Annotated in this window: 13 protein-coding genes; 7 read left to right on the forward strand and 6 right to left on the reverse strand. The window is 46.8% G+C overall.

The features are described from left to right. Positions 1 to 83: 83 nt before the first annotated feature. Complete coding sequence (locus tag ABGV42_RS14620; protein ID WP_347382277.1) at positions 84 to 1,139, reverse strand: hypothetical protein; 1,056 nt, start codon at positions 1,137 to 1,139, stop codon at positions 84 to 86. Beyond that, positions 1,139 to 2,974, reverse strand: a complete 1,836-nt coding sequence (locus tag ABGV42_RS14625) for an HSP90 family protein (protein WP_347382278.1) — start codon at positions 2,972 to 2,974, stop codon at positions 1,139 to 1,141. The genes ABGV42_RS14620 and ABGV42_RS14625 overlap by 1 nt, the downstream gene beginning before the upstream one ends. Before the next feature lie 488 nt (positions 2,975 to 3,462). Here ABGV42_RS14625 and ABGV42_RS14630 point away from each other — a divergent pair, with 488 nt between their 5' ends. The 3 genes from ABGV42_RS14630 (at position 3,463) to ABGV42_RS14640 (ending at position 6,107) form a co-directional block, all read left to right on the forward strand. Continuing rightward, the gene (locus ABGV42_RS14630; protein ID WP_347382279.1) at positions 3,463 to 4,368 is read left to right on the forward strand and encodes an ABC transporter ATP-binding protein; all 906 of its coding nucleotides are present in this window, start codon (positions 3,463 to 3,465) and stop codon (positions 4,366 to 4,368) included. After that, complete coding sequence (locus ABGV42_RS14635; RefSeq protein WP_347382280.1) at positions 4,361 to 5,194, forward strand: ABC transporter permease subunit; 834 nt, start codon at positions 4,361 to 4,363, stop codon at positions 5,192 to 5,194. Before ABGV42_RS14630 ends, ABGV42_RS14635 begins: the two co-directional genes overlap by 8 nt. Positions 5,195 to 5,312: 118 nt before the next feature. Further along, positions 5,313 to 6,107 carry a MurR/RpiR family transcriptional regulator gene (locus tag ABGV42_RS14640; protein ID WP_347382281.1) on the forward strand — a complete coding sequence of 265 codons (795 nt, stop codon included), beginning with the start codon at positions 5,313 to 5,315 and terminating at the stop codon, positions 6,105 to 6,107. Here the strand turns inward: ABGV42_RS14640 and ABGV42_RS14645 are convergent. Then, complete coding sequence (locus ABGV42_RS14645) at positions 6,104 to 7,090, reverse strand: Gfo/Idh/MocA family protein (RefSeq protein WP_347382282.1); 987 nt, start codon at positions 7,088 to 7,090, stop codon at positions 6,104 to 6,106. The two genes, ABGV42_RS14640 and ABGV42_RS14645, sit on opposite strands and share 4 nt — an antisense overlap. A 284-nt stretch (positions 7,091 to 7,374) precedes the next feature. Between ABGV42_RS14645 and ABGV42_RS14650 the strand changes: the two genes are divergently transcribed. Together ABGV42_RS14650 and ABGV42_RS14655 are read left to right on the forward strand one after the other, a co-directional pair. Beyond that, on the forward strand, positions 7,375 to 8,661 hold the full coding sequence (locus ABGV42_RS14650; RefSeq protein ID WP_347382283.1) for a DUF5050 domain-containing protein: 1,287 nt from the start codon (positions 7,375 to 7,377) through the stop codon (positions 8,659 to 8,661). 151 nt (positions 8,662 to 8,812) lie between these two features. Further along, positions 8,813 to 10,441, forward strand: a complete 1,629-nt coding sequence (locus tag ABGV42_RS14655; RefSeq protein WP_347382284.1) for a helix-turn-helix domain-containing protein — start codon at positions 8,813 to 8,815, stop codon at positions 10,439 to 10,441. A gap of 105 nt (positions 10,442 to 10,546) precedes the next feature. On the opposite strand, the gene ABGV42_RS14660 is transcribed toward ABGV42_RS14655, so the two are convergent. After that, positions 10,547 to 11,122 carry a GbsR/MarR family transcriptional regulator gene (locus tag ABGV42_RS14660; protein WP_347382285.1) on the reverse strand — a complete coding sequence of 192 codons (576 nt, stop codon included), beginning with the start codon at positions 11,120 to 11,122 and terminating at the stop codon, positions 10,547 to 10,549. Positions 11,123 to 11,616: 494 nt separating this feature from the next. Here ABGV42_RS14660 and ABGV42_RS14665 point away from each other — a divergent pair, with 494 nt between their 5' ends. After that, positions 11,617 to 12,846, forward strand: coding sequence for a quaternary amine ABC transporter ATP-binding protein (locus ABGV42_RS14665; protein ID WP_347382286.1), 1,230 nt, complete (start codon positions 11,617 to 11,619; stop codon positions 12,844 to 12,846). Beyond that, positions 12,812 to 15,400, forward strand: coding sequence for a glycine betaine ABC transporter substrate-binding protein (locus ABGV42_RS14670; protein WP_347382287.1), 2,589 nt, complete (start codon positions 12,812 to 12,814; stop codon positions 15,398 to 15,400). The genes ABGV42_RS14665 and ABGV42_RS14670 overlap by 35 nt, the downstream gene beginning before the upstream one ends. A gap of 181 nt (positions 15,401 to 15,581) precedes the next feature. Here the strand turns inward: ABGV42_RS14670 and ABGV42_RS14675 are convergent, their stop codons facing one another. Both ABGV42_RS14675 and ABGV42_RS14680 read right to left on the reverse strand, forming a co-directional pair. Continuing rightward, the gene (locus tag ABGV42_RS14675) at positions 15,582 to 15,794 is read right to left on the reverse strand and encodes an immunity 17 family protein (RefSeq protein WP_347382288.1); all 213 of its coding nucleotides are present in this window, start codon (positions 15,792 to 15,794) and stop codon (positions 15,582 to 15,584) included. 217 nt (positions 15,795 to 16,011) lie between these two features. Further along, positions 16,012 to 21,567 (reverse strand): S-layer homology domain-containing protein, encoded by a 5,556-nt coding sequence (locus tag ABGV42_RS14680; protein ID WP_347382289.1) that lies wholly within the window; start codon positions 21,565 to 21,567, stop codon positions 16,012 to 16,014. Positions 21,568 to 22,153 lie beyond the last annotated feature (586 nt).

Raw genomic sequence — 22,153 nt, forward strand, 5'->3', positions numbered from 1 at the left:
AACGCATCTCTAGAGACGTCAAACAGGCTTGTTCGGAAGGTTCATACCTTCGTTGAACAAGCCTGTTTTCTTATTGTGTCCGGTTATACTCCGGCAAGCAACGTAGAAACATGATGATTGCCATTCCGTTGATCGTATTTCTCTGCAGCCGCCTTAGCATATTCCGCAAAATAATCAGCCAATGCAAGCAAGTCTCCAGGGTCTCCTTCATACGGGAATGAAGCAGGGAGCCGCAATCGGTATCCTGGTGATTCGTCCGCCCAGCGGCGAAGCAGCTGGGCTGCTCTGGCGTAGAACATCATTTTGGCAAAAGGATCCTCATGATCGAAGGCCATTACCAGCGTTTCTTCCAACACATCGATTCCCTTCGACGGGTTGGTTCGTGCCAAATAATCCATCTGCTCCGCAAAGCTCTGCACAAAATCATTTTGGCCCTTGATCATCCGGTAACCCTTCTGCTGATGCTTGTCCGCTTCTTCAATCCGTCCAAGCCGATATAGCGGCATCAGGACTTCGGATAACGTCAGGTGCGGAATCTCAGCGCAGCTCATACGTCCCTTCAAGATCGGCTTGGCCTCTTCCAGGACCTTCTCGTCATCTCCCACAAGAATCCAGTAACGCATGATTTCATCCTGTTCACAGGCTTCACAATCACTCATAAAGTCACGGTCCATCGTTCTGAACTTGGCATAACTGTTTCCTGCTTCCTCCAGATCGCCAAGATCCATGAATATGCGGAAACGGTAATACCAGTATGAACGCTCACTGTAACCAAAGGATTTGAAACGTCGTCCGAAGTCTTCCAGCAGCTCCATCATCTTATCGCGAGAGACCTCAGGGAAACTCGAGAGTTCGCCCAAGATCCATTTGTACGACCACATTAATGTCTCTTCGTCATATCGTTCAGGCTGCTGATCAAACTTGCCGAGCTGCCAGGAAAAGGCAATCAGAGCTTTCATCGGATATCCGCAGAATGTGGCTGTTTCTACAATCTCGGACCGTGCTTCGTATGCCTCTTCCTCCATGCCATTTACGTCAGCCACTCTGGCTGCTTCTTCAAGCATGCCCAGCTTCGCTGTTCCATTAGGCAAGCCATAGGCCTCATCCATCAAATCCTCAAAATCCATCTCTGTATTCATCAAGCATCCCCCTTACGATCCGTATTAGCGCGTAAACCCCAATCAATAAAACGAACGATGCCCTGATTCAGCACCTCAAGCTCCTGCCGGTTCATGGCATAGTGCCCCATCATCAGCGCATTCACATAAAGCATTTCAATAGCAATCGGCGTCATTTGGGGATCCGGCGTCGTTAACACGCGCTGAATGATTGGATTATTCACATTCAGATACAAGGTTGAGTAGCCAGCAGAACTGATACCAGCGGATAATGAGCCAAGTACGGAAGAGAACAGTTCTGTACTCTCCTCACTCGCTTTTTCCAATGCACGAAGCGTAGAAGATTCCTGTGATAGCGTGAACAGTACGGGCAGATCTTTCGGTTTGAATCCTTTTACCTCGGCACGGCAGCGAAAGCGTTGAAGTGCAGAATCGGCCAGACGCAGCGCATCATAATAATCATTGCGCTCGGCTGGAGGAACATCGGTGAAGCTAAGCGAAACCTGATCCGGCTGAAGTCGCTCTGTATGCACACCCTGTACCGCAAGCGGCAAGGTCGCCATTAATTCGTTGTCATAGATATACCCGCCATTAATAACGAGCAGGGACTGTGCAGAAGCGACATGATGAATCTGACGATACTCATCGACCGTAGTCGTGAAGTATAATGTTTCTCCTTCATCCATTAACTCTCCAAGTTCCCGGTGGCCCCGGGTACTTTCAAATGGCAGCCAGCGATATATCATCGCGTAAAAACCCTGATCCTGCACAGCCAGTGCTTTCATGGAGAGTGCATGCAGGCGTATGAGCTTCTTCAGACGTTCCGTCTGATTCTCTGCCATGTCGGACAGTCCTTGACGAAGTGCGTCACCAAGTTCGGAACGTACTTCTTCCAGCTGTTCATTTTCATAAAAATGTTCACGCGAAGCCGTCGGTTGAAGCTCATCGGTCCAGATCAGACACTTCACAAAGAAAGCCCAATCCGGCAAAATATTCTCTGCTTTCTCCGAGATCAGCATCCGCTTCAGATATACCCGGTGGGAACGCTTGGCATTCAGATTCACGGCGTGTGGAAGGACAAATGCAATTCCTCCGGTACGACCTGAGGCTGTCGTCAATGGGATGAAATCTTCAAATGTCTCCCCAAGCAGGCGCCCACCAAACGCAAGCACCTCCGCTTTGCGACCTTTGGCAAGCTCCGGATGTGTGAGCCACACAGGCGACTCGGCATTGACAATGTCCTGTACACCTCCGCTCTGCAGCGTCACGGGATAAGGTAACAAGGCTCCGTAGTAGAACAGAGCTTCCTTCACATATTCCGGTTCAAAATAATGGGCGGCATCCGGTGTACAACGCAAATACACTTTGGTCCCCGGGGATAACTGGGTCTCCAGCTGCCGAATGGTATAGGTTCCATCGGGCTTGCCGCGCCATTCCATCGAAGGTCCGCCCTTCGCGGATTGGGTCAGCATGACAATCTCATTGCTCACCATGAAACAGGACAACAGCCCGATTCCGAATCGTCCAATAAAAGAAGTCTCTCCATCCAGCAGGGCTTGCTGTCCACGCTTCGAGGATTGTCCGATCATGGCCAAGAATTCGTGAATATCCGCTTCGGTTAATCCGATGCCATTATCCTCCACCATCATCGTTAACTGCTCACCCGTGCCTGTCAGCTCAACGCGCACTTCACCCTGAAACCCGGGCTCTGCCTCGCTTCGTGCTGTAATGGCATCGGTCGCGTTCTGCATCAGCTCACGCAAGAAAACTTTGGGACTGCTGTAGAGATGGTTCGATAAGATCTGAATCATGCCACTCAGGTTGACCTGAAAACGATACTCATTAGATGCTGCCATTTTGCTCACCTTCCTCTGGTCCAACACACCGAAACTTCGACTTCATATCAGCATTTTGCATTATTTCAGAAGGCTTCATATGTGTACGTACAATGTGTTAGACGAATTATAAATTATCAGATATGTAATTCTATGACATCGGCATTTCATATCACAACATGCCAAACGACCACGCCAAGCCGGCCCTGGTGGTAACCAAGACCGGCGTTAGATGAATATTCAGGCTTACATCATATGTATAAGGCCTTCCTTCTCATTACCTCATTATCGATGGCAATGAAACGGAATATTGCATCCTTTTAACCACAATACAATGAACAAGAGAATGAGAAAACACACCTGAGACCCGATTTTCCCGGACTTTAGGGTGGAAATGAATTTTTTCCCGTGGGACTTTTGACGGAATCATATTTTTTTTGCAATCCATTTGAACGATTTTGTCCAGCTAAACGTATCATCTTCAAATTCAGAACGGATGGTGAAAGCATATGATTGAAGTTCGCAGCATATCCAAACAATTCAAGGAGCATCAGGCCCTGCGTGATGTCAGCTTCACGATTGAACAAGGCAGTGTTACCGGGTTAATTGGCCCCAACGGCTCGGGCAAAACCACACTGATCCGCATTATGAACGGTGTCCTTGGGGCTACAAGCGGATCCGTAACGATTAACGGATTGGATCCCTCCACCCATGCGGAGAAGGTGCTGGCCATGTGCGGCACACTCACGGAACAGAGTGGACTGTATGAGAATATGAGCGGACGTGACAATCTCATGTTCTTCGCAGAGGCTTTTGGTGTACAGCAGCATACCGCACGAATTGACGAGCTTGCAGAGCTGTTCGAACTACAGGAGTACCAGCACCGCAAAGTGGGCACCTACAGCACAGGCATGAAGAAACGGCTTGGCCTTGCCAGAGTTCTGCTTCATCGCCCGTCCATTCTATTTCTGGATGAACCGACCAATGGTCTGGACCCTGACGGGATTCAGATGGTACTCCGTATCATTCGCCGGTTGAACCAAGAGGAAAAGATGACCATTCTGGTCTCCTCGCACGTCCTGTCCCAACTCTCAGCCGTATGTGATCGATATATTTTTATGGAAAAGGGACGCAAGGTTGAGGAAGGTTCGGAGCAGGAGATCGTGAATCGTTATCTTACTGCGCCACGGCTTGAGATAGAGGCCGTCTTGACTGATGGATGGAGTGCGGCATCTGAATTTAATCCGGAGATCATCTCCACGGACAAAGCCATATTCCAGCTCCAGTCCCGTGAGGAAATCCCCATGCTGCTCAGACAATTAACCACGAAGGGACAAGTCTATCAGGCTCGCATGATCGGCAGTGATCTGGAAAGCATCTATTTTGCCATCAGGGAGGCACACCATTATGAATAATCATCAAGCTATAAAGGCACTTGTTCGCAAAGATATCCGGGCCATCACAGCCAGCATTCAGCTATGGCTTCCCATGTTGATCGTTCCGCTTATAGTCGGGGTTATCATGCCCGCCTTACTCATATGGATGGCCTCCAGAGTCGAAATCCGTTCCATTGGCAATCTCGGGTTCCTGCTCGACAGTCTTGATCTATTAAGCAGCTCGGGACAGATTCCGGAACTGGCCTCTATGCCAACAGACAACCATCGAATTATCTATTATCTGGCCTTATATATGTTCGCACCACTGTTTCTGATTATTCCAGTGATGGCCTCCAGTATTCTTACTGCGAACAGCTTCGCAGGCGAGAAGGAACGTAAGACGCTTGAAGGCCTTCTGTTCACACCGATCAGCATGGATACGCTGTTCAAAGGCAAAGTACTGGCTGCTCTGATTCCTTCCATTATGCTGTCCTGGATTACCTTTCTCATCTATGGGGTCATTGCCAATATTCTGATGTACCCCATGTTCGGAGCCATCATGTTCCCCAACTGGAATTGGATCATTCTCGTGCTGTGGGTGGTTCCGTCCTGCAGTCTTATGGTCATCCTGCTCAATGTGCTGATCTCGGCCAAGGTTCGTGGATTTCAGGAAGCTTACCAGCTGGGAGGCCTTGTCGTTATTCCACTGCTTGCACTAATTGCCGGTCAGGCAAGCGGAATGTTGCTGATCAGTCCCGTATTGCTGCTTCTGATCGGAGCTGCACTTCTACTCATCAGCCTGGTCTTGCTTCGTCTGGTTGCGCTCTGGAACAGCCGCCAGCAGCTGGCCGAGAGTCAGATCTGATTATGGGACAGCAAGAACAAGTCTTTCAGATGGTGGACAGATTGAGAAAACAAAACCAACGGGTTATGATAGGAGGACATGCACTTGGGAATGACCGCAGAGAGGAATGGAAATAACGATGGAACACAGTCTGCTTCAAAAAATGAAATATGCACAGCAATTAACGGCACAGGAGAAGCATATTGTGGACTACATTCTGAACAATCCCGAAGTCGTTTTTGAATCCACGGCTCATGAACTGGCTCAAGCCACGTATACAAGCTCTTCAACCGTTGTTCGTTTATGCAAAAAGCTGGGTACCCAAGGGTACCCAGACTTCCAGTTGAAGCTTGCCCTCGATTATCAGCGGGCTCCTGCCACGATCACACCTCTGGATCATCCCTACACCGAATTGGATGATGTGCGTTCTGCAATGGATTCCGTACCTTACCTTTATCATCAGGCATTGCAAGAAACACGCCGTCTGCTGAACACTTCTGTCATGCAGCGAATTGCAAACTGGGTGAAGGAATCCGGCCGGATTGATATCTATGGCAGTAATATGAATTACTATCTTGCACAGCAAGCCTGCACCAAGTGGAATGAACTCGGCATATCCGCCATTGCACACAACAGTCCGAATATGCATTATCTGAACACGATGAACCCCAACATATCCACACTTTCCTTTGTCATCTCTTATACCGGGGAGAATCAATCGATGATTGATGCCGCCAGAATTCTGAACGAGAAAAAAATGAACGTCGTTGCAGTCACGGGCAATAACCATTCGGGCCTGTCCAGACTAGCTACTGAAACCCTGCTCACCTATGGCTACAATGAACAAATGAGACTTTCCAAGATGTCCTCCATGGTTTCTGTACTCTATATCTTCGATATCTTGTACATGAGCAGTATTCGTGACAAATATTAAACCTGATCAGCCGTAAACACAACCCCTGCATCCTTGCGTGCTTCTGCCAATACATTCATTACAGAGTGACTGTGGCTCAGCAGCTCATCACACCTCATATTATCCTGATTGGAATAGATATCCCTAAAGGCTTCCCACTCATAATAAAGCCAGTTTGACTGTGTCTGCACATTGATGATCTCCGGTGGCTCCTGTCCAATCTGGACCTTGATTTCCCTGCACCCGTTGGCTCCTCCCACGACATGAATATATCCCTTCTCTCCCTGGATCAGGACAAAATTCATGCTGCTGGTATCCTTGCATCCTACGCACTCCGCAATAAACTCGGGGTATTTCAGAACCACAACCCCTGATGTATCAATTCCATTGGCGTGTCGGTTGGCCGTATAGGATACGGTATCCGGGCTGCCAAACATTTTCATGACAAAATGAAGGTTGTATATGTTGATATCCATCAGCGCACCACCGGAGAATTCAGGGTTAAATACATTTGGCGTTTCCCCGGCAAGCAGCTGATTGTATTTACTCGAATACTGGCTGTAATTGCATTGAATAAACCGGATATTCCCCAGTTTGGACAGCTGCTCCTTCACCTTGTTGTAGTTAGGGAGATGGATGTTGGAGATCGCCTCAAACAGGAACAGATTTTTTTCCCGGGCCAGTTCGATGAGCGTTTGTGCTTCCAATGCCGTTGATGTGAAAGGTTTCTCACAGACGACATGTTTGCCATGCTGAAGTGCCTGATAGGCCTGCTCATAATGCATGCTATTAGGTGATGCGATATAAATAAAGTCCACCTTTGGATCAACGTAGAGTTCGTTCAGATCCGTGTAGATCGTTTGTACCCCATATTTGTCCGCAAGCGGCTCTGCTGTTTCCCTTTTCCGGGAGTATATTGCGGTACATTTCACTCCATCCACTTCATCTATTGCCGATAATATGGCATCTACAATAAATCCTGTTCCAATGGTTGCTATATTCATGGTTGTTCCGCTCCTCTTTTTCTACAGTCCATTACTTGATTGATTATTTATAATACTAAGCTCCCTATCTAAGCGCTATGTTATCATGCAGCTGACCCACGGTGAACGCTTTGGAGAAGGAATGGCCGCATCATGCGAAATTCAATTCTTGGCATGGGGTAATGTGAAATTCAATTTCATGCTTCCAGCATCAGGCAGCGGAGATATAACATTATTTCCCTTGTTTACCGATATAACTTAAGGAATGAACTACATACATATGGATGAAGGGTGTCGATGGATTTATGAGCAAATGGTTTACAGGCATGCAGCGCAAGATCAGTACCTTCCTGTTGTTTACACTGGTCACTGCAGCAATATTGGGTGGAGGAACTGCAGTACAGGCAGCCTCCCTCAATCAATCTACCGTGTATTATGATTCGGATGGTGTATTGTACAAAGTATCCGGGGATGGCAGCAATACGACAGAAGTTTTGCTTGATTTTCAGGGTGTTGACCTTGTAGCAGCAGGTTCTCACCTCTACTACACTTCATCCGAAACGTCCACCACACTGCTTCGGGTCCCGAATGACGGATCGCGCGATACCGCCGAGACGTTTGCAACGGACGTTCTGCGTTACGATACGGATAACGGATTCATTTATTACATGGATGCCAAAGGTTCGATCTATCGTGCGAGTGGTGATGGTGAACCATCTTCCGTCAAAAAGATCGCGGACAAAGCGGATACAGATTTTCCGCTGCTCGCTGTCATCAAGGGCCGTGTCTATTACAACGCGCTTCTTAACGGCAATACCTGGGTCGTCTCCAAAGCCACAAATGGCAGCGGAACGGTACAACGGATTGCTGAAGGCGCGGTGGAGAGCAGTTATTTTATGAACCCGGCCAAAAACAAACTGCAACTGATGGTTAACACCAACCCTTATGAAACGTACTACTCCACCAATGCGGTGGTCATGTACTCCGTTAACTACAGTACAGGCAAGGCGAGTGCTGTGAATCCAAAAGCCAAGCTGGATGTTAATGCAGTATATTCCGGTGGCTGGAGCAGCTCGTTTTACGTGTATAACAAAGGAATTAGCCTAGACAGCAACAAGGATTATAACTACGCAACAGGTAAAGCTTTTGCCCTTACGACTTCAGGCAAGACATTCCAGCTTCATAGCAAGAGCATCAGAGAAGTAGGTGCACTTGGCACAGACAAGGCAGTCATCATTGATGCAGCGAAAAAAGCGTACGCAAAAACCGTATCTGGTAGCAAGGTCACCAAAACGACCAATCTGAATTTGAGCAATGTGAATTACGTTGCGGATCAGCTGACCAATGGCACAGCAACACTTGCCTACATTTCCGGGGACAATGGTCTCTACGCTGTAAATTCGGCGCTCAAAGTAACTAAACTCGTCGGAGATGAATGGGACACCTTCCATTTCAGAGATGACGTACCCGGCATGTTCTACATTAACGCCAAAGACCTCTATCGTTTGTATCATATCCAGGCAAATGGATCGAGCAACAATGTGTTAAGTGAAGTCTTCCTGGACGACATTCTGTTGATAACACCAAACTAAACCTTTTACAAAGATAAAGAGGATTACCCTGCAGCCCTGCGGCTCCTGGTATCCTCTTTTTTTATATGTTTATAACTATTTTTGAAAAACGTCTTCCATATGAGAATGATAATTGTTATCATTAAGAAAATAAGACAAAAGGATGGTCCGTATGAATGAACAGCTCCCCTTCATTTCTGAAACCTCAACTCTACCACTCCTCTCTTCCATGTGCCGTGTGCGCCGTGGGGAGAATTTCCGTGTGCATGGCAAGACGGTTTCCCGGCCTATGCTGTGTCTTGTTTTGCAAGGAGAAGGTGTCCTGATCCTTAATGATCAAATACATAAAGCGCGCGCCCATCAACTATTTGTGCTAGAAAAAGGAACCACAATTGAGGCTGCCTCACGGTCCGGAATAACAGAATGTATTCTCCTATCCATGGATACGGTCCATTTAAAGCAAGTGCGTGGTGAATGGAAGATGAATTCAGATTCCTGTCTACCCTTCCAATGGTCCACCGGTCCAATGCCTGTTCGCCATGAGCAGCAGATGGTCTCGCGCATTGAACAATTATATACAGCCTACCAAGGCATTCAGCAGGAACATTTTATCAATATACACACCCAGCTCCACGAATTGCTGCAGTACATTTCCGAGAATCGTCTAGAAGCTAATCAAGAGAAGGTCGACCCTGCGCTGGAGCGTAGCATTAGGTATATGCACCGATTCATGGGTGAAGGGATAAGTATGGACCAGCTGGCCAAGATCGCCGGACTCACTCCGAGCTCATACTCCCGCAGCTTCAAAAAGGCCAAAGACATGTCACCAACGGACTACCTGAATCGACTACGGATTAACGAAGCCAAACAACAACTGCAGCAGGAGCATTGTTCGATCAAAGATGTCGCTGAATCCGTAGGTTATGGCAACGAATATTACTTTAACCGCAAATTTAAACAGGCCGTAGGCATTGCACCCAGTATATATATGAAGAGAGAGCAATTACGAATAGCGACGGCATCCGTACTGGGCCTGGAGAATAATTTATCCTCACTAGGGCTGGAAGCGATCGCGACTCTGAACGGATTCAATGATCAGGAACTGAGCGATAAGGATCACCAGCGTAGGCTAACAATGCAATTCAACAAGCTCCGTCAATCGAAGCCTGATCTGATTATTGCCGACACACACCATGAACCTTATTACGATAAACTGAAAAGTATTGCGCCAACCGTCCTACTTGAACCTGTTCAGGACTGGAAACAAATTCATGCCCGTATTGCCGAGCTGGTTGGGCGGGAGAAACAAGCCATGGATCATTTCAAACAGCTTGAATTCCGAACGCTGGATGTGGGCAAACGTCTGCAACAGTTTTTTGATCATGAACGGGTTACACTTGTCGAGGTTAAGCCCCCAATGATTCGGCTTCAGGGTTCCATCAATCATCCCCTGAGTGATTTGTTGTATACCGAATTGAGGCTGCAGCCTGCACAGATCGCTCCGCCAGAACACCAGTGGGTGGATTACCCCACCGAGCACATTCCTTTGCTGGATACGGATCACTTGTTCATTCACCGTCTCTCCATGCATCCGGCCAGCGAAAAACTGCTGCGACGACTGAAACAAACGTCCTCATGGAATCGTTCGCCTGCTGTACTTGGTGGCAATGTGCATGATATTTCAAGTTGGCTGATGATGAGCTGGACGCCTTCGGGACGCCACCGAATTATGGATGAACTAGTGCACATTGCAGAACAGCATGCAGCCCTCTCTCATGCCGGACTCATCGGACAATTGTAATCCATCCGGGAACGAAATCAAATTAGTTTCTTCATTAATAAATAGACAACAAAAAGGCGCCTCCATTCAGGAGAGCGCCTTCTTGGTTCTACTTATTGGTTCTACTTAAGAGTGATCTTGAATCTCTTCCCGCGGAACCAGTTTATAGATTTCTTCATTTTCCATGGTGTCGATCAGTCGGTCCAGCCATTTGTAATATGCTTCCGCTTGCAACACTTTATTTTTGTCTTCCTTTAGAATGTGAAGAAGTTCGGCATCTGCATGTTCGTCCAGGTCCTTAATCAATCGATTCAGCTCCTCAACGGACTTGCGCAGCACCTGCAGGTTACTCTCCACAGCTTTTCTCCATTTAATCGCAAAATAATCCGTAAACGTTTGGTGCCAGTCATACTCCACTTCATATAGGTCTTTCCGTGAGCCTTTGTTCCATACCTTATTCACCATTTTCAGATCCAGCAGTGTACGTACGCCGGTACTCATGCTCGTTTTGCTCATTTCCATTTCCCGGCCCATATCGTCAAGGGTCATTGGTTTGTCTGCAAAAAAAAGCAATCCATATAAGTGTCCCGTGGACAGCGTAACACCGTATAGATCCATATTACGCCCGATAGCTTCAATGACGCGTTTACGGATTCTAAGCACGGTTGCCTGCTGTTCTTCTTGTAAATGGTCCAAGCCCATGCTTGCAACCTCCATTCTGAACATTCCCAGTCTTGGCACAAATAATTGCAACCATACAAGATCCTGCTTACATGGGAAAGCATCCGGCCGGACATCCTATATGCCAGAGGGCTTTCATTCACCCAATGTATGAAAATGGAACCTTACCAGGTTGCATCTGCCTACGACTAACTTTTAACCAAAAACAGCTTAAATTAGCTCATTTTCTATTGTAGGAAAAGCAAAATCAAATGTAAAGGCGACTTATTAGCCAGAATAAGGAGAAAGATAGAGCATTCGGAAGGAAAACTTTGTACAGTTTTTACTGTACAAACATTATGTACTGTTTATTCGGTTGATATACTGGTTAAGTATTGATACAATACAAAACGTTACCCAGAAAGACGGGAAGCGAAGCAACAATTACCGGATTTCGTGGCTGGGCGCACAAGTGTATGGGCTTGTGGATGCTGAAAGCCGTTCGAAGTGCACAACACATCAGAAGGGGTGAAAACATGACCATACTTGAAGTAAAGAATGTAAGTAAACTGTTTGGCCCCCAAACCGAGCAAGGTCTACAATTACTAGAGCAAGGTTGGGGAAAAGAAAAGTTGGCCAAAGAAAAACAGATAACGGTTGGTGTCAACCGGGTCAACATGGAAATTAAGCAAGGTGAGATTTTTGTCATCATGGGACTTTCGGGGAGTGGTAAATCCACACTGGTTCGGATGTTCAATCGACTGATTGAACCAACGTCCGGCGAAATTCTCGTTCATGGCAAGGATCTACGTAAAATGAACAAAGAACAATTGCGCGAAGTACGTCGGAAAACAATCAGCATGGTATTCCAGAAATTTGCGTTGTTCCCGCACCGTACCGTTCTTGATAATGTGGAGTATGGACTTGAAATCCAAAAGGTAGACAAAGCTGTTCGCCGGGAGAAAGCAAAAACCTCACTTGAGCTGGTTGGCCTTAAAGGCTGGGAAGATAAGATGCCAGATGAACTGAGTGGTGGTATGCAGCAGCGTGTCGGCTTGGCTCGTGCGCTTGCCAATGACCCGGAAGTACTCTTAATGGATGAAGCGTTCAGTGCGCTTGACCCACTGATCCGCCGGGATATGCAGGATGAACTGATTGAGCTTCAGGATAAAATGAAAAAGACGATTATTTTCATTACCCATGACTTGGACGAAGCGCTGCGCATCGGCGATCGTATTGCCCTCATGAAGGACGGCGCTGTCGTGCAGATCGGTACTCCGGAAGAAATTATGATTCAACCGGCCAACTCATATGTGGCCCGCTTCGTCGAAGACGTGGACTTGTCCAAAGTCCTCACTGCATCACATGTTATGCGGCGCCCTGAAACGATTACGCTTGACCGTGGTCCTCGTGTTGCCCTCGAATTAATGCGCGAACGTGGTATTTCCAACCTGTTTGTCATTGACCGTTCGAAGAAATTGCTTGGTGTCATCACTGCAGAAGATGCGTCCCGTGCGATGCGTGAAAGCAAAAAATTGAATGACATTCTGATTACAGATGGACCAACGGTTCCACCTGAAACTCTGATTCACGAATTGTTTGAGATTACAAGTTCAGCCCATGTGCCTCTCGCTGTCGTCGGTGAGAATGGCCGTCTGCAAGGTGTTATCGTCCGCGGTGCCCTGCTGGGTGCACTTAGCGGTGAAGTTGCAGTAAAGGAGGAACTCGTGAATGATTCCCAAAATACCACTAGCGTCGTGGATTGAAGCCATCGTTGACTGGATGAGCTCCTCGCTCTCCGGATTGTTTAACGTCATTTCTGTTGTTATTCAGGAGGTTGTCGGATTTTTCTCAGGGCTGTTCATGCTCCCCCATCCACTCCTGTTTATTGCGATACTTGGTGTACTCGCGTTTCTTCTTGGCCGGTTGCCACTTACGCTATTTACGGTGATCGGGTTCTTGCTCGTAGATAACCTGGGATATTGGGCCCAATCCATGGATACACTCGGCCTGGTTATCACATCAGGATTGATCTCGATCCTGCTTGGTGTACCGGTCGGAATATGGCTGGCTTACAGCAAAACCGCAGCACGCATTATTACGCCTTTGCTTGATTTCATGCAGACGATGCCTGCCTTTGTGTATTTGCTGCCAGCTGTAACCTTCTTTAGTCTTGGTGTCGTTCCGGGTGTTATCGCATCGGTTATCTTCGCGATTCCGCCAACCATTCGTCTGACCCATCTGGGTATTAAACAGGTTTCTGGCGAACTGGTTGAAGCGGCCGATGCATTTGGTTCGACTTCCATGCAAAAACTGTTCAAAGTACAGCTTCCTCTCGCCTTGCCTACCGTGATGTCGGGTATCAACCAAACCATTATGCTGTCGCTGTCCATGGTTGTCATTGCATCCATGATCGGTGCACAGGGTATTGGTGCGGAAGTATATCGTGCGGTAACGCAGCTTCAGATCGGTAAAGGTTTTGAAGCGGGTCTGGCTGTCGTGGTACTCGCGATTGTACTCGACCGTTTCACGCAAAACCTGTTTATGCCAGGTCGTAAAAAGACCTCCCGCGTATCTTCCAAACAGAAAGCGTGGATTGCTGCAGCAGCTGCACTCGTTGTACTCGTTGCCGGATTCTCTCAATACTTCACTGGCAGCAGTACTTCTGCCGGCGGCAACAACTCCGCAGCAAATGCTGTAGGCGAAGAAGTCAATTATCAGATCATTGGTATTGACCCAGGTGCAGGGATCATGAAATCTGCTGCCAAAGCCATTGATGATTATAATCTGTCTGACTGGACTCTGATCGAAGGATCTGGTGCAGCCATGACAGCCACATTGGACAAAGCACTTAAAGCGGAAGAACCAATTATTATTACAGGCTGGACTCCGCACTGGATGTTCAACAAATATGATCTGAAATATCTGGAAGATCCTCAGAAATCCTTCGGTGATGCCGAAGAGATTCATACCATTGGACGTAAAGGTTTGAAGGAAGATCATCCTGTAGCTTATGAGTTCCTGTCCCGCTTCGAGTGGTCTTCGGAAGATATGGGCGAAATGATGATTGCCATTCAGGATGGTACGTCTCCTGAACAAGCTGCCGTAGACTACGCTGAGAAACATGCGGATCAGATTAACGAATGGACCAAAGGTCTGACTCCTGTTAACGGCGATGCATTTAAACTTAGCTATGTTGCTTGGGATTCCGAAATTGCCAGCACCAACTTGCTGAAATATGTGATGGAGAACAAACTGGGCTATAAAGTAAACGCCCTTCAGGTTGAAGCTGGACCGATGTGGACTGGCGTTGCCTCAGGTGACGTAGACGCTTCTCCAGCAGCTTGGCTGCCACTCACGCATGCTGACTACTGGGAACGTTACAAAGACCAAGTGGAAGATCTGGGAGCCAATATGACCGGTGTACGCACAGGTCTCGTTGTTCCTTCATACATGACGGACGTGAATTCGATCGAAGATCTGGAAACAGGTGCTGCTTCCTCCGCGCCAACGGCTAATGCCAAAGTAGGCGATGAAGTGAACCATCAGATCATCGGTATCGATCCAGGCGCCGGCATCATGAAATCCACAGCAAATGCAATTGAACATTACGGTCTGTCCAACTGGAACCTCGTTGAAGGTTCCGGTGCGGCCATGACAGCTACACTCGATAAAGCCTTCAAAAATGAAGAGCCCATTATCATTACGGGATGGACACCCCACTGGATGTTCAATCAATATGACCTGAAGTATCTGGATGATCCCGACAAAGTGTACGGTGATGCTGAAGAGATTCACACCATTGCACGCAAGGGACTGAAAGAAGATCAACCTGTTGCCTATGAATTCCTGTCCCGATTCCAATGGACCTCGGAAGAAATGGGCGAGATGATGATCGCCATCCAAGGTGGCACTTCACCAGAACAGGCAGCTAAGGATTATGCCGAAAAACATGCAGATCAAATTAGCGAATGGACCAAAGGTTTAACGCCGGTTAGTGGTAAAACCCTGCGTCTCGGTTATGTTGCATGGGACTCTGAAATTGCAAGCACCAACCTCCTGAAGTACGTGCTTGAGACGGAACTGGGTTATACTGTCAACGCCCTGCAAGTCGAAGCTGGTCCAATGTGGACCGGGGTAGCCACAGGTGATGTCGATGCTTCACCAGCTGCCTGGCTTCCGCTCACACATGCAGACTACTGGGATAAATACAAAGATCAGATCGATGATCTGGGTGCCAACATGACAGGTGTCAAAACCGGACTTGTTGTCCCGGCGTATATGGATATTCAATCCATTAACGATTTAAAAGATAATTAAACCAGATCGAGTTGAATCAACCTCAATTTGGAAAAAAGACCACCGAATTCGGTGGTCTTTTTTATGGGCTACTTTTTCACCATCGGATAAACGGGTTTGTTTCGAGCCTAATCTCGATCTCCTAATCTTCACAGTGCGTTTCTAATGGAGCTATGTAAGTATACGTAAACTTTCTAATTTCTTATCCAATCATGAACAATAACACGCCAATGGCAATGAGTACTACTCCCAAAATGCTATAGACAACTCTCGCTGCCTGACGCCCGATCGTTTTCACGAAAATTCCAGCCTGAAAGGTATTCATAAACCAATCCCAATTTTTCATACCGCCCACCATACTGAAAATCCCTGCGATGATCGCTACCAAAGCAAGCAAAACGGGCTGATCCTGCATGCTATCCCGTCACTCCTTCCATTATAATCCTGTCTACTATACGCGCTCACGGCGAAATTGGACAGTAATTAAATAGAAAAAAACGGCTTACAGATTGTGATCTGCAAACCGTTTCAATCGAGCGCTAGAAGTCAAACTCATTAAAACACATTAGAGGTTAGAACAACCCTGATTTGTTTTTTGTTTGTAAACAAGATTTCTTCGATTACGGATTCAATTAAAGATCACTTGCCGAGATTAGCAATGTAACCACTTCCGCACGAGTTGCCTCCACAAGCGGATTAAACATGTTATTGCCTGATCCTTTAACCAATCCGGCTTCATAAGCTGCCGCAATGTAAGGAACTGCCCAAGCCGGAACTTTATTTGCATCAGCGAAGCTTAGCGTTGCATTTGATTCAATCGGAAGTCCCAGTGCCCTTACCAGCATGACTGTCATTTCCACGCGTGATACTTTGCCTGATGCACGGAATGTCTCATCGGTGTATCCGCTGATAATGCCTTGCTCAACCGCCTGAGCTATAAACGATTGTGCCCAAGCCGGGATTTGTTCAGCATCTTTGAACGTTAACGCCTTGTTGCTGGCTGGAAGTTCGAATGCTCTCGCAAGCATTACTGCAAATTCAGCACGTGTTGCCGGAGCATTAGGACGGAAATTACCGTCTGCATATCCGTTTACAATTCCCCGGGAAATGGCCTGCTCGATTGCAGCAGCTGCCCAGTGATTGCCGATATCCTTGAGAATGACGCCCGGATTCGGTGTTGTTGTTCCACCGCCGTTTTCATTACCCGGAACAGTTGGCGTTGTTGGTGTTGTTGGCTTGGTTGGTGTTACCGGTGTTGTTGGTGTTGTTGTACCTCCACCACTGTTGCCACTGCCCGGATTGCTACCGTTGTTGCCCCCACCATTACCAGGATTGCTTCCGTTTCCGTCACCCGGAAGCGGAGATCCTTTCAGATCCGTACTGCGGCCTTCTGTTGTCTGATTAACTGCACCTACTCGATCCAAATGCTCATGGAATATCTCATAGTCTACCAAATTCAGTTCATAGAATCGGTTATCATCCTTCGCTGCTCTCATGGAGCGGTAGAAGTCTCCGCCATTTGCCATAAAAGAGTTGGTCGCCACGATGTAGTATCCGTTTGGATCCATATCCGTGTACGTTCCATCCGCATTCTTGATTTGCACTTTCACCACGCGTTGACCTTCTTGTGTCACAGTGTTGGTCGTAGAATCAATCTTCTCGCCCGGTTTTGTGGAGTCGTAGTAGAAGCGCATGCCCGACACTTGCGGGAAGCGTCCTTCTCCCGTTTCCACACCGCTCACGCCATTTTCCAGAGCTGCCGTAATTTCCTCTCCTGTCATTTTCAGTGCAGACAGATTGTTACCGAATGGCATGACAGTGAGCAGATCACCCAAGGTAATGTCACCCTTCTGGAACGATGCCCGAATACCACCACTGTTTTGGATGGCTACGTATCCCTTCACATCGTTTTCCTTGACGATGGATTTCACTTTCTCCAGCATGCCGTCTGTCATCAGGTTCCCAAGGTTGGTTTCCTGCTTGCGCACGTTACCACGTTCTCCATCAAGGAATACGTTCGTTTTGCCGATGACTTCTTTCTTGAACTCTTCCAGCTGTGGCGCATACTCTGCCAGCTTTTCTTTTGCAGCCAGATCATCTTCATATACATAGTTACCAGCGGAATCTTTCGCGTCCAGACTCAGTAATTTGCCATTCCACGATTTCAATACGCCTTCTGCATCGAATGTGACATCCAATTGACCCAGGGAAACATCATATTCTCCCGTTTGTACAACCAGCGTTGGGTCTGTGTGAGTATCCACCACAACCGGCTTGTTCAGAATCGTGTGTGAATGACCACCCACTACAATGTCGATACCAGCTACAGCTTCTGCCAGCTTCAGGTCCTCCGAATAGCCCAGATGGGTCAGTGCAATAATTTTGTTAATGTCTTCTTCTTGCAGCATTGCAACTGTTGCCTGTGCACTTGCAATGTAATTCTCAAATTTCAGGTCATCTCCTGGTGAAGACAGGGATACGGTATCCGCAGTCGTCAAGCCGAAAATCCCTACCTTCTCACCGCCCACTTCCGTGATTATTGCCGGATAGATCTCGGCTGCCTCACCCGGTTGACCAATGGTATCTTTGTACAGGCTGCCCAGGTTGGCATCCTTTGTGAAATCGATATTGGCACTCACGAATGGGAACTCCGCTTTTTCAATGAATTCCTTCAGCACGCCCGTCCCTTTATCAAACTCATGGTTACCAAAGGTCATCGCATCGTATCCGATCATGTTCATGAACTCCAGATCCGCTTGACCGTTGAAGAGATTGAAGTACAAGGTTCCGGAGAACACGTCCCCAGCATCCAAAACCAAAGTATTATCATTGCGAGTTTCCTTGATTGCCGTTACGCGGCGCGGAATGTTATCCAGGTGCGCATGCGTGTCATTCGTATGCAATACACGAAGATCGAAGTCACCTTCTTCCGCACTGCTGCCAATGCTCAACTGTGCAAGCAGTGGATCATGGTCACTCACTCGTCCGTCAGCTGTTTCAAAATCCGCATTTACATGGACCACTTCGATGGCTGCCGTTTCGGACAGATTCTTGCTCACCAAGATGTGATCCAGCGTTTGTGAATTACCATCGTAGATGTAGGAATAGCGTTTATTTTCTGGCAGTTTATTCACCAGATTGTCCATTTCATTACCTTCAATAATATTCAAAGTCTTGGAGAACTGGAAGTCATTGAAATCCCCAAGCACCGCTACATTTACGTTAGGATCTTTGTCTAAGAGTTCCTTCACAAAACCATTCACTGCCGTTGCCTGTCTAGCACGCTGTATTTCACTGCTTCGTGTCGCAGGCTGAATGCTACCATAAGGCTTCAGATCTCCACCTTTGGAGTTAAGGTGATTCGCAATCACGACCACTCGTTCCCCGCCAAATTCGAACTCAGCCGCAAGAGGTTTACGTGAGCTGGCAAATGCATCGTTTGTTGGATCAATACGCCCTGGATTCAGGGACAGTGTTCCATCCGATTTCACTTGGATTGCTGTTGTAGCATCCCCTTTCGTTCCTTCTTTCAAAGAAACACGTGCCTCGTTGTACAGAAATCCCACACGAATGTTGGCACCCGGAGCGCCACCATCCAGGTTGTTTACCGGAGCAATATCCGTGTACTTATAAGTTGGACCACCATTATTGGCAATGGCATCAATTAAAGTCTGAAAACTTGCATCCGCAGCAGTTGTCCCGCTGTCGGTAGCTCCATCGTTATCCTGTACTTCCATAATGCCAATAATATCTGGATTTTTGAGATTGTTGACTACAATACCACCGATTTTGATAGCTCTTGCAGCATCCTTCTGACTGAAATTCTCCACGTTGAAAGTTGCAATGGTCAGCTTATCTTCGGAGTGCTGAATTGTTGTTGTCGCTTGTTTGAGGTCACTCGAAATGATTGTCGGCAGATTCCCCTCCGGAGCTACCTTAAAATTTCCATTAGCATAAGTCATCACACCTTTGACTGAATCAGCGAGCTTGTCTCCGGTTTTAACCGCCTGAGATGGCTTTTTATTGATAAACAGCCGCTGTGGATTCAGGGAACTCTCGAATGGTTCCGCACCATCACCTGTCAGAATGACGCCTCCTGCAGGCGTTCGTAACAGATTATTTTCACCATTATCTACTACGACTGCCAATCCTGGCTCACTGGAATACGGACCAATAATCGTGGCTTGATCAAGCTGTATTCTCATGCCTTCCAAACTCTCATAAAAGTCGATTGCATCCACATCCGGATTAAATTCACCAAACTGATCCGAATCAATTACGGTAGGGATCATTCGCCCATTCTTCCCAAGGATAACAGGTTCAGGCAGTGTCTGATTTTCACCTTCAACCGTAATGGCTGTAGCAACAATTTCAGTTGTCGCCAGCTCGGTCATTGCTGACGCATATTCCTTCACTTGACCAGATACGGTGACTTTGTTGCCTATCGCCATTCCATGCGTAGATTTATAAATAAGGATACCCTCAGACGTTTTTTCGTCGTCATCTTCCATGCCAGGAATCTCCTGCATGTAGAACGAACTTGCATTTACAACATGAGTCACGATACCTTCCACATTTTGGACAGCCAGACCATTATACAGGGAGTTATGAGATCCTCCTTGAATATCGTGGATTCTCAAGTTGTCCAGTTCCTGAAGAACGGTGTACGAAAAGCTATATACACCACTTGTGTTTCCAGCTGATACGGCAATCGCTTTAACAACCGTATCTTCGTCTATTGTGAGCGGGCCACTATAGCGTGTAGATGTTTGGGTTGGTTCTGTTCCATCAATCGTATAGTAAATTTCTGCTCCTGCTGTTGGTGAGGATAACGTCACGGCTGATCCTTTGACGATACCGCCGGACGGAGCGCTAGCTGTTACTGAGAGCAGATTTTCGACAACATCTGCTGCCGTACGTGGAATCAGCTCCAGGCCATAGCTTGTGTGATACGTCATGACGCCTGTCACTTTTTCGTATGTTTTGCCTGTTGCCAGTGCAGTTGGACTATTTTTTGCATAGATCGTGATTTCTGCACCATCGGCATCTGTCGCAAAAAAGGTAGAACTGCTGCTTCTTGTCACTGTAACTGCATTTACTTCGACAAGCATCCCCTCAAAAATACCGCCTGCACCCTTGCCTCCGCCCTCAGCAGGCGCGAAGTCTTTGGACGTGAGTGTGATCGGTTCAGGGATTTCTTGATTCTTATCCAGGATTTTGATGTAACCGCCTGGGAACCCTGTTTTGTCTTTCTCTATCTGAAGCAAACCGTTATAAATAGTCAGTGGACCATACGCTTCAATACGGTCTCCCGGCTCTACTGTGGAATCCGTTCCGCGAACGACGATTCCGGCATTCTCATCCTGAATATACAGATTCGCTAGGCCTCCGGACTCTTCTCGGTAGGTTACAATCCCTTGAACGGTAACCGGGGTATTCTCCGATTGGTTTCTGGCATTGGAGATGGAGATTGGAGTATTGTCCACGATCGTGTAATCGAAATTCGTAACATCGCTATTTTCCAGACCATCTCTTGCCGCAAAAGCTTCAATATGAGTTGCATCATTTACTGTGATCGGTATGGTGTAAGGGAGATAGTCGGTGTCTCCATTCTGCTTGTAGTAAACAGCTGCACCAACTGTAGTCGTTCCCAAAGTAACCTTTGTTCCAGCCGGAACAGCACCAGAGGAGGGATTTGCGGTGACGGTTGCCACCTTGGTTTCAGGCGTTTCATCAATTAGTTGGAAGGTGGTTGAAGAGGTGCTTTTAATTCCATTAACCGTGAAATAGGTTTCCAGCGAAGCGCTGTTAATACGGACTTTGGAATGATACAAGGAAGTATTACTTTGTAAACCAAAAGTACTACGAGGAGCATTGGTTGGGACTTGAACTGGCATCATTTTGCTTACATCCGTTTCTTCAGGACGATCTGCCAATGCAAAATTGGTGTCTGAAGTAAACGGAGGATTTAACTGGATAGAAGATCCACTGTTGTAGTAACCAACAACATAGCCCTCGACAGTTGCTATTGATTTGTCAGAATTTTTAGCCTGTGCCTGAGCAACTGTTAATGGCTCGTCCGCTGCAGCTGCCTTGCTAGTAAATAACCCAGCCGGTATTGCCCCTGTTATCAGCAGGACCATGGCTAAGAATAACCTGAGCCAACTCTTTATTTGCTTACTGTGCATCTTTTTCCTACCCCCATGTTTTGGATTTCCAATCATTTGTTCAATGAGCTTGTACATTAGTTCAAATATAAGATAACTGAACCATTAGCTGATGTAAACATTATTTTTATGAAACGATATAAAATAGAACATATACATTACACAATTTGAATTAAACTTATAAAAAATCGATAAATAGGACTAATTCCTGATTAGAAATATGTCATTTTGTTCTTTCGAGGTCACATTTATGTGCGAATCAAACTAATTACGTCATTAAAATTAACATACAAATAATCCTCTCCATTAAAATTTCGACATATGATGACAAGTATTTCTTCCTTAAATCCACTTGGAACCAGGACTTAAGTCATGTTTTTCACATGACAAAACGATATGACGATCAAGTTGGACCACCACATTTCACTATTCTAAAGTTGAAATATTAAAAACATAGTCAAACCTAATTAATGGAATGTTAATTTTGGAGCAGGTATGTAAAAAGTTAATATCTACAATAAAGAAAACCACAAGATAACCTCCGAATTCAGAGAGTTTCTTGTGGTTTAGAATATAAATTAAAGCTCACTATTAATACTTCCTAGTT

The organism is Paenibacillus pabuli (genome assembly GCF_039831995.1).
GTDB classification, from domain to species: Bacteria; Bacillota; Bacilli; order Paenibacillales; family Paenibacillaceae; genus Paenibacillus; species Paenibacillus pabuli_C.

Bases quoted from the DNA above. Each gene is read 5' to 3' on its own strand.
- ABGV42_RS14620 (WP_347382277.1), bottom strand. From the start codon at position 1,139: ATGAATACAGAGATGGATTTTGAGGATTTGATGGATGAGGCCTATGGC.
- ABGV42_RS14625 (WP_347382278.1), bottom strand. From the start codon at position 2,974: ATGGCAGCATCTAATGAGTATCGTTTTCAGGTCAACCTGAGTGGCATG.
- ABGV42_RS14630 (WP_347382279.1), top strand. From the start codon at position 3,463: ATGATTGAAGTTCGCAGCATATCCAAACAATTCAAGGAGCATCAGGCC.
- ABGV42_RS14635 (WP_347382280.1), top strand. From the start codon at position 4,361: ATGAATAATCATCAAGCTATAAAGGCACTTGTTCGCAAAGATATCCGG.
- ABGV42_RS14640 (WP_347382281.1), top strand. From the start codon at position 5,313: ATGGAACACAGTCTGCTTCAAAAAATGAAATATGCACAGCAATTAACG.
- ABGV42_RS14645 (WP_347382282.1), bottom strand. From the start codon at position 7,090: ATGAATATAGCAACCATTGGAACAGGATTTATTGTAGATGCCATATTA.
- ABGV42_RS14650 (WP_347382283.1), top strand. From the start codon at position 7,375: ATGAGCAAATGGTTTACAGGCATGCAGCGCAAGATCAGTACCTTCCTG.
- ABGV42_RS14655 (WP_347382284.1), top strand. From the start codon at position 8,813: ATGAATGAACAGCTCCCCTTCATTTCTGAAACCTCAACTCTACCACTC.
- ABGV42_RS14660 (WP_347382285.1), bottom strand. From the start codon at position 11,122: ATGGGCTTGGACCATTTACAAGAAGAACAGCAGGCAACCGTGCTTAGA.
- ABGV42_RS14665 (WP_347382286.1), top strand. From the start codon at position 11,617: ATGACCATACTTGAAGTAAAGAATGTAAGTAAACTGTTTGGCCCCCAA.
- ABGV42_RS14670 (WP_347382287.1), top strand. From the start codon at position 12,812: ATGATTCCCAAAATACCACTAGCGTCGTGGATTGAAGCCATCGTTGAC.
- ABGV42_RS14675 (WP_347382288.1), bottom strand. From the start codon at position 15,794: ATGCAGGATCAGCCCGTTTTGCTTGCTTTGGTAGCGATCATCGCAGGG.
- ABGV42_RS14680 (WP_347382289.1), bottom strand. From the start codon at position 21,567: ATGCACAGTAAGCAAATAAAGAGTTGGCTCAGGTTATTCTTAGCCATG.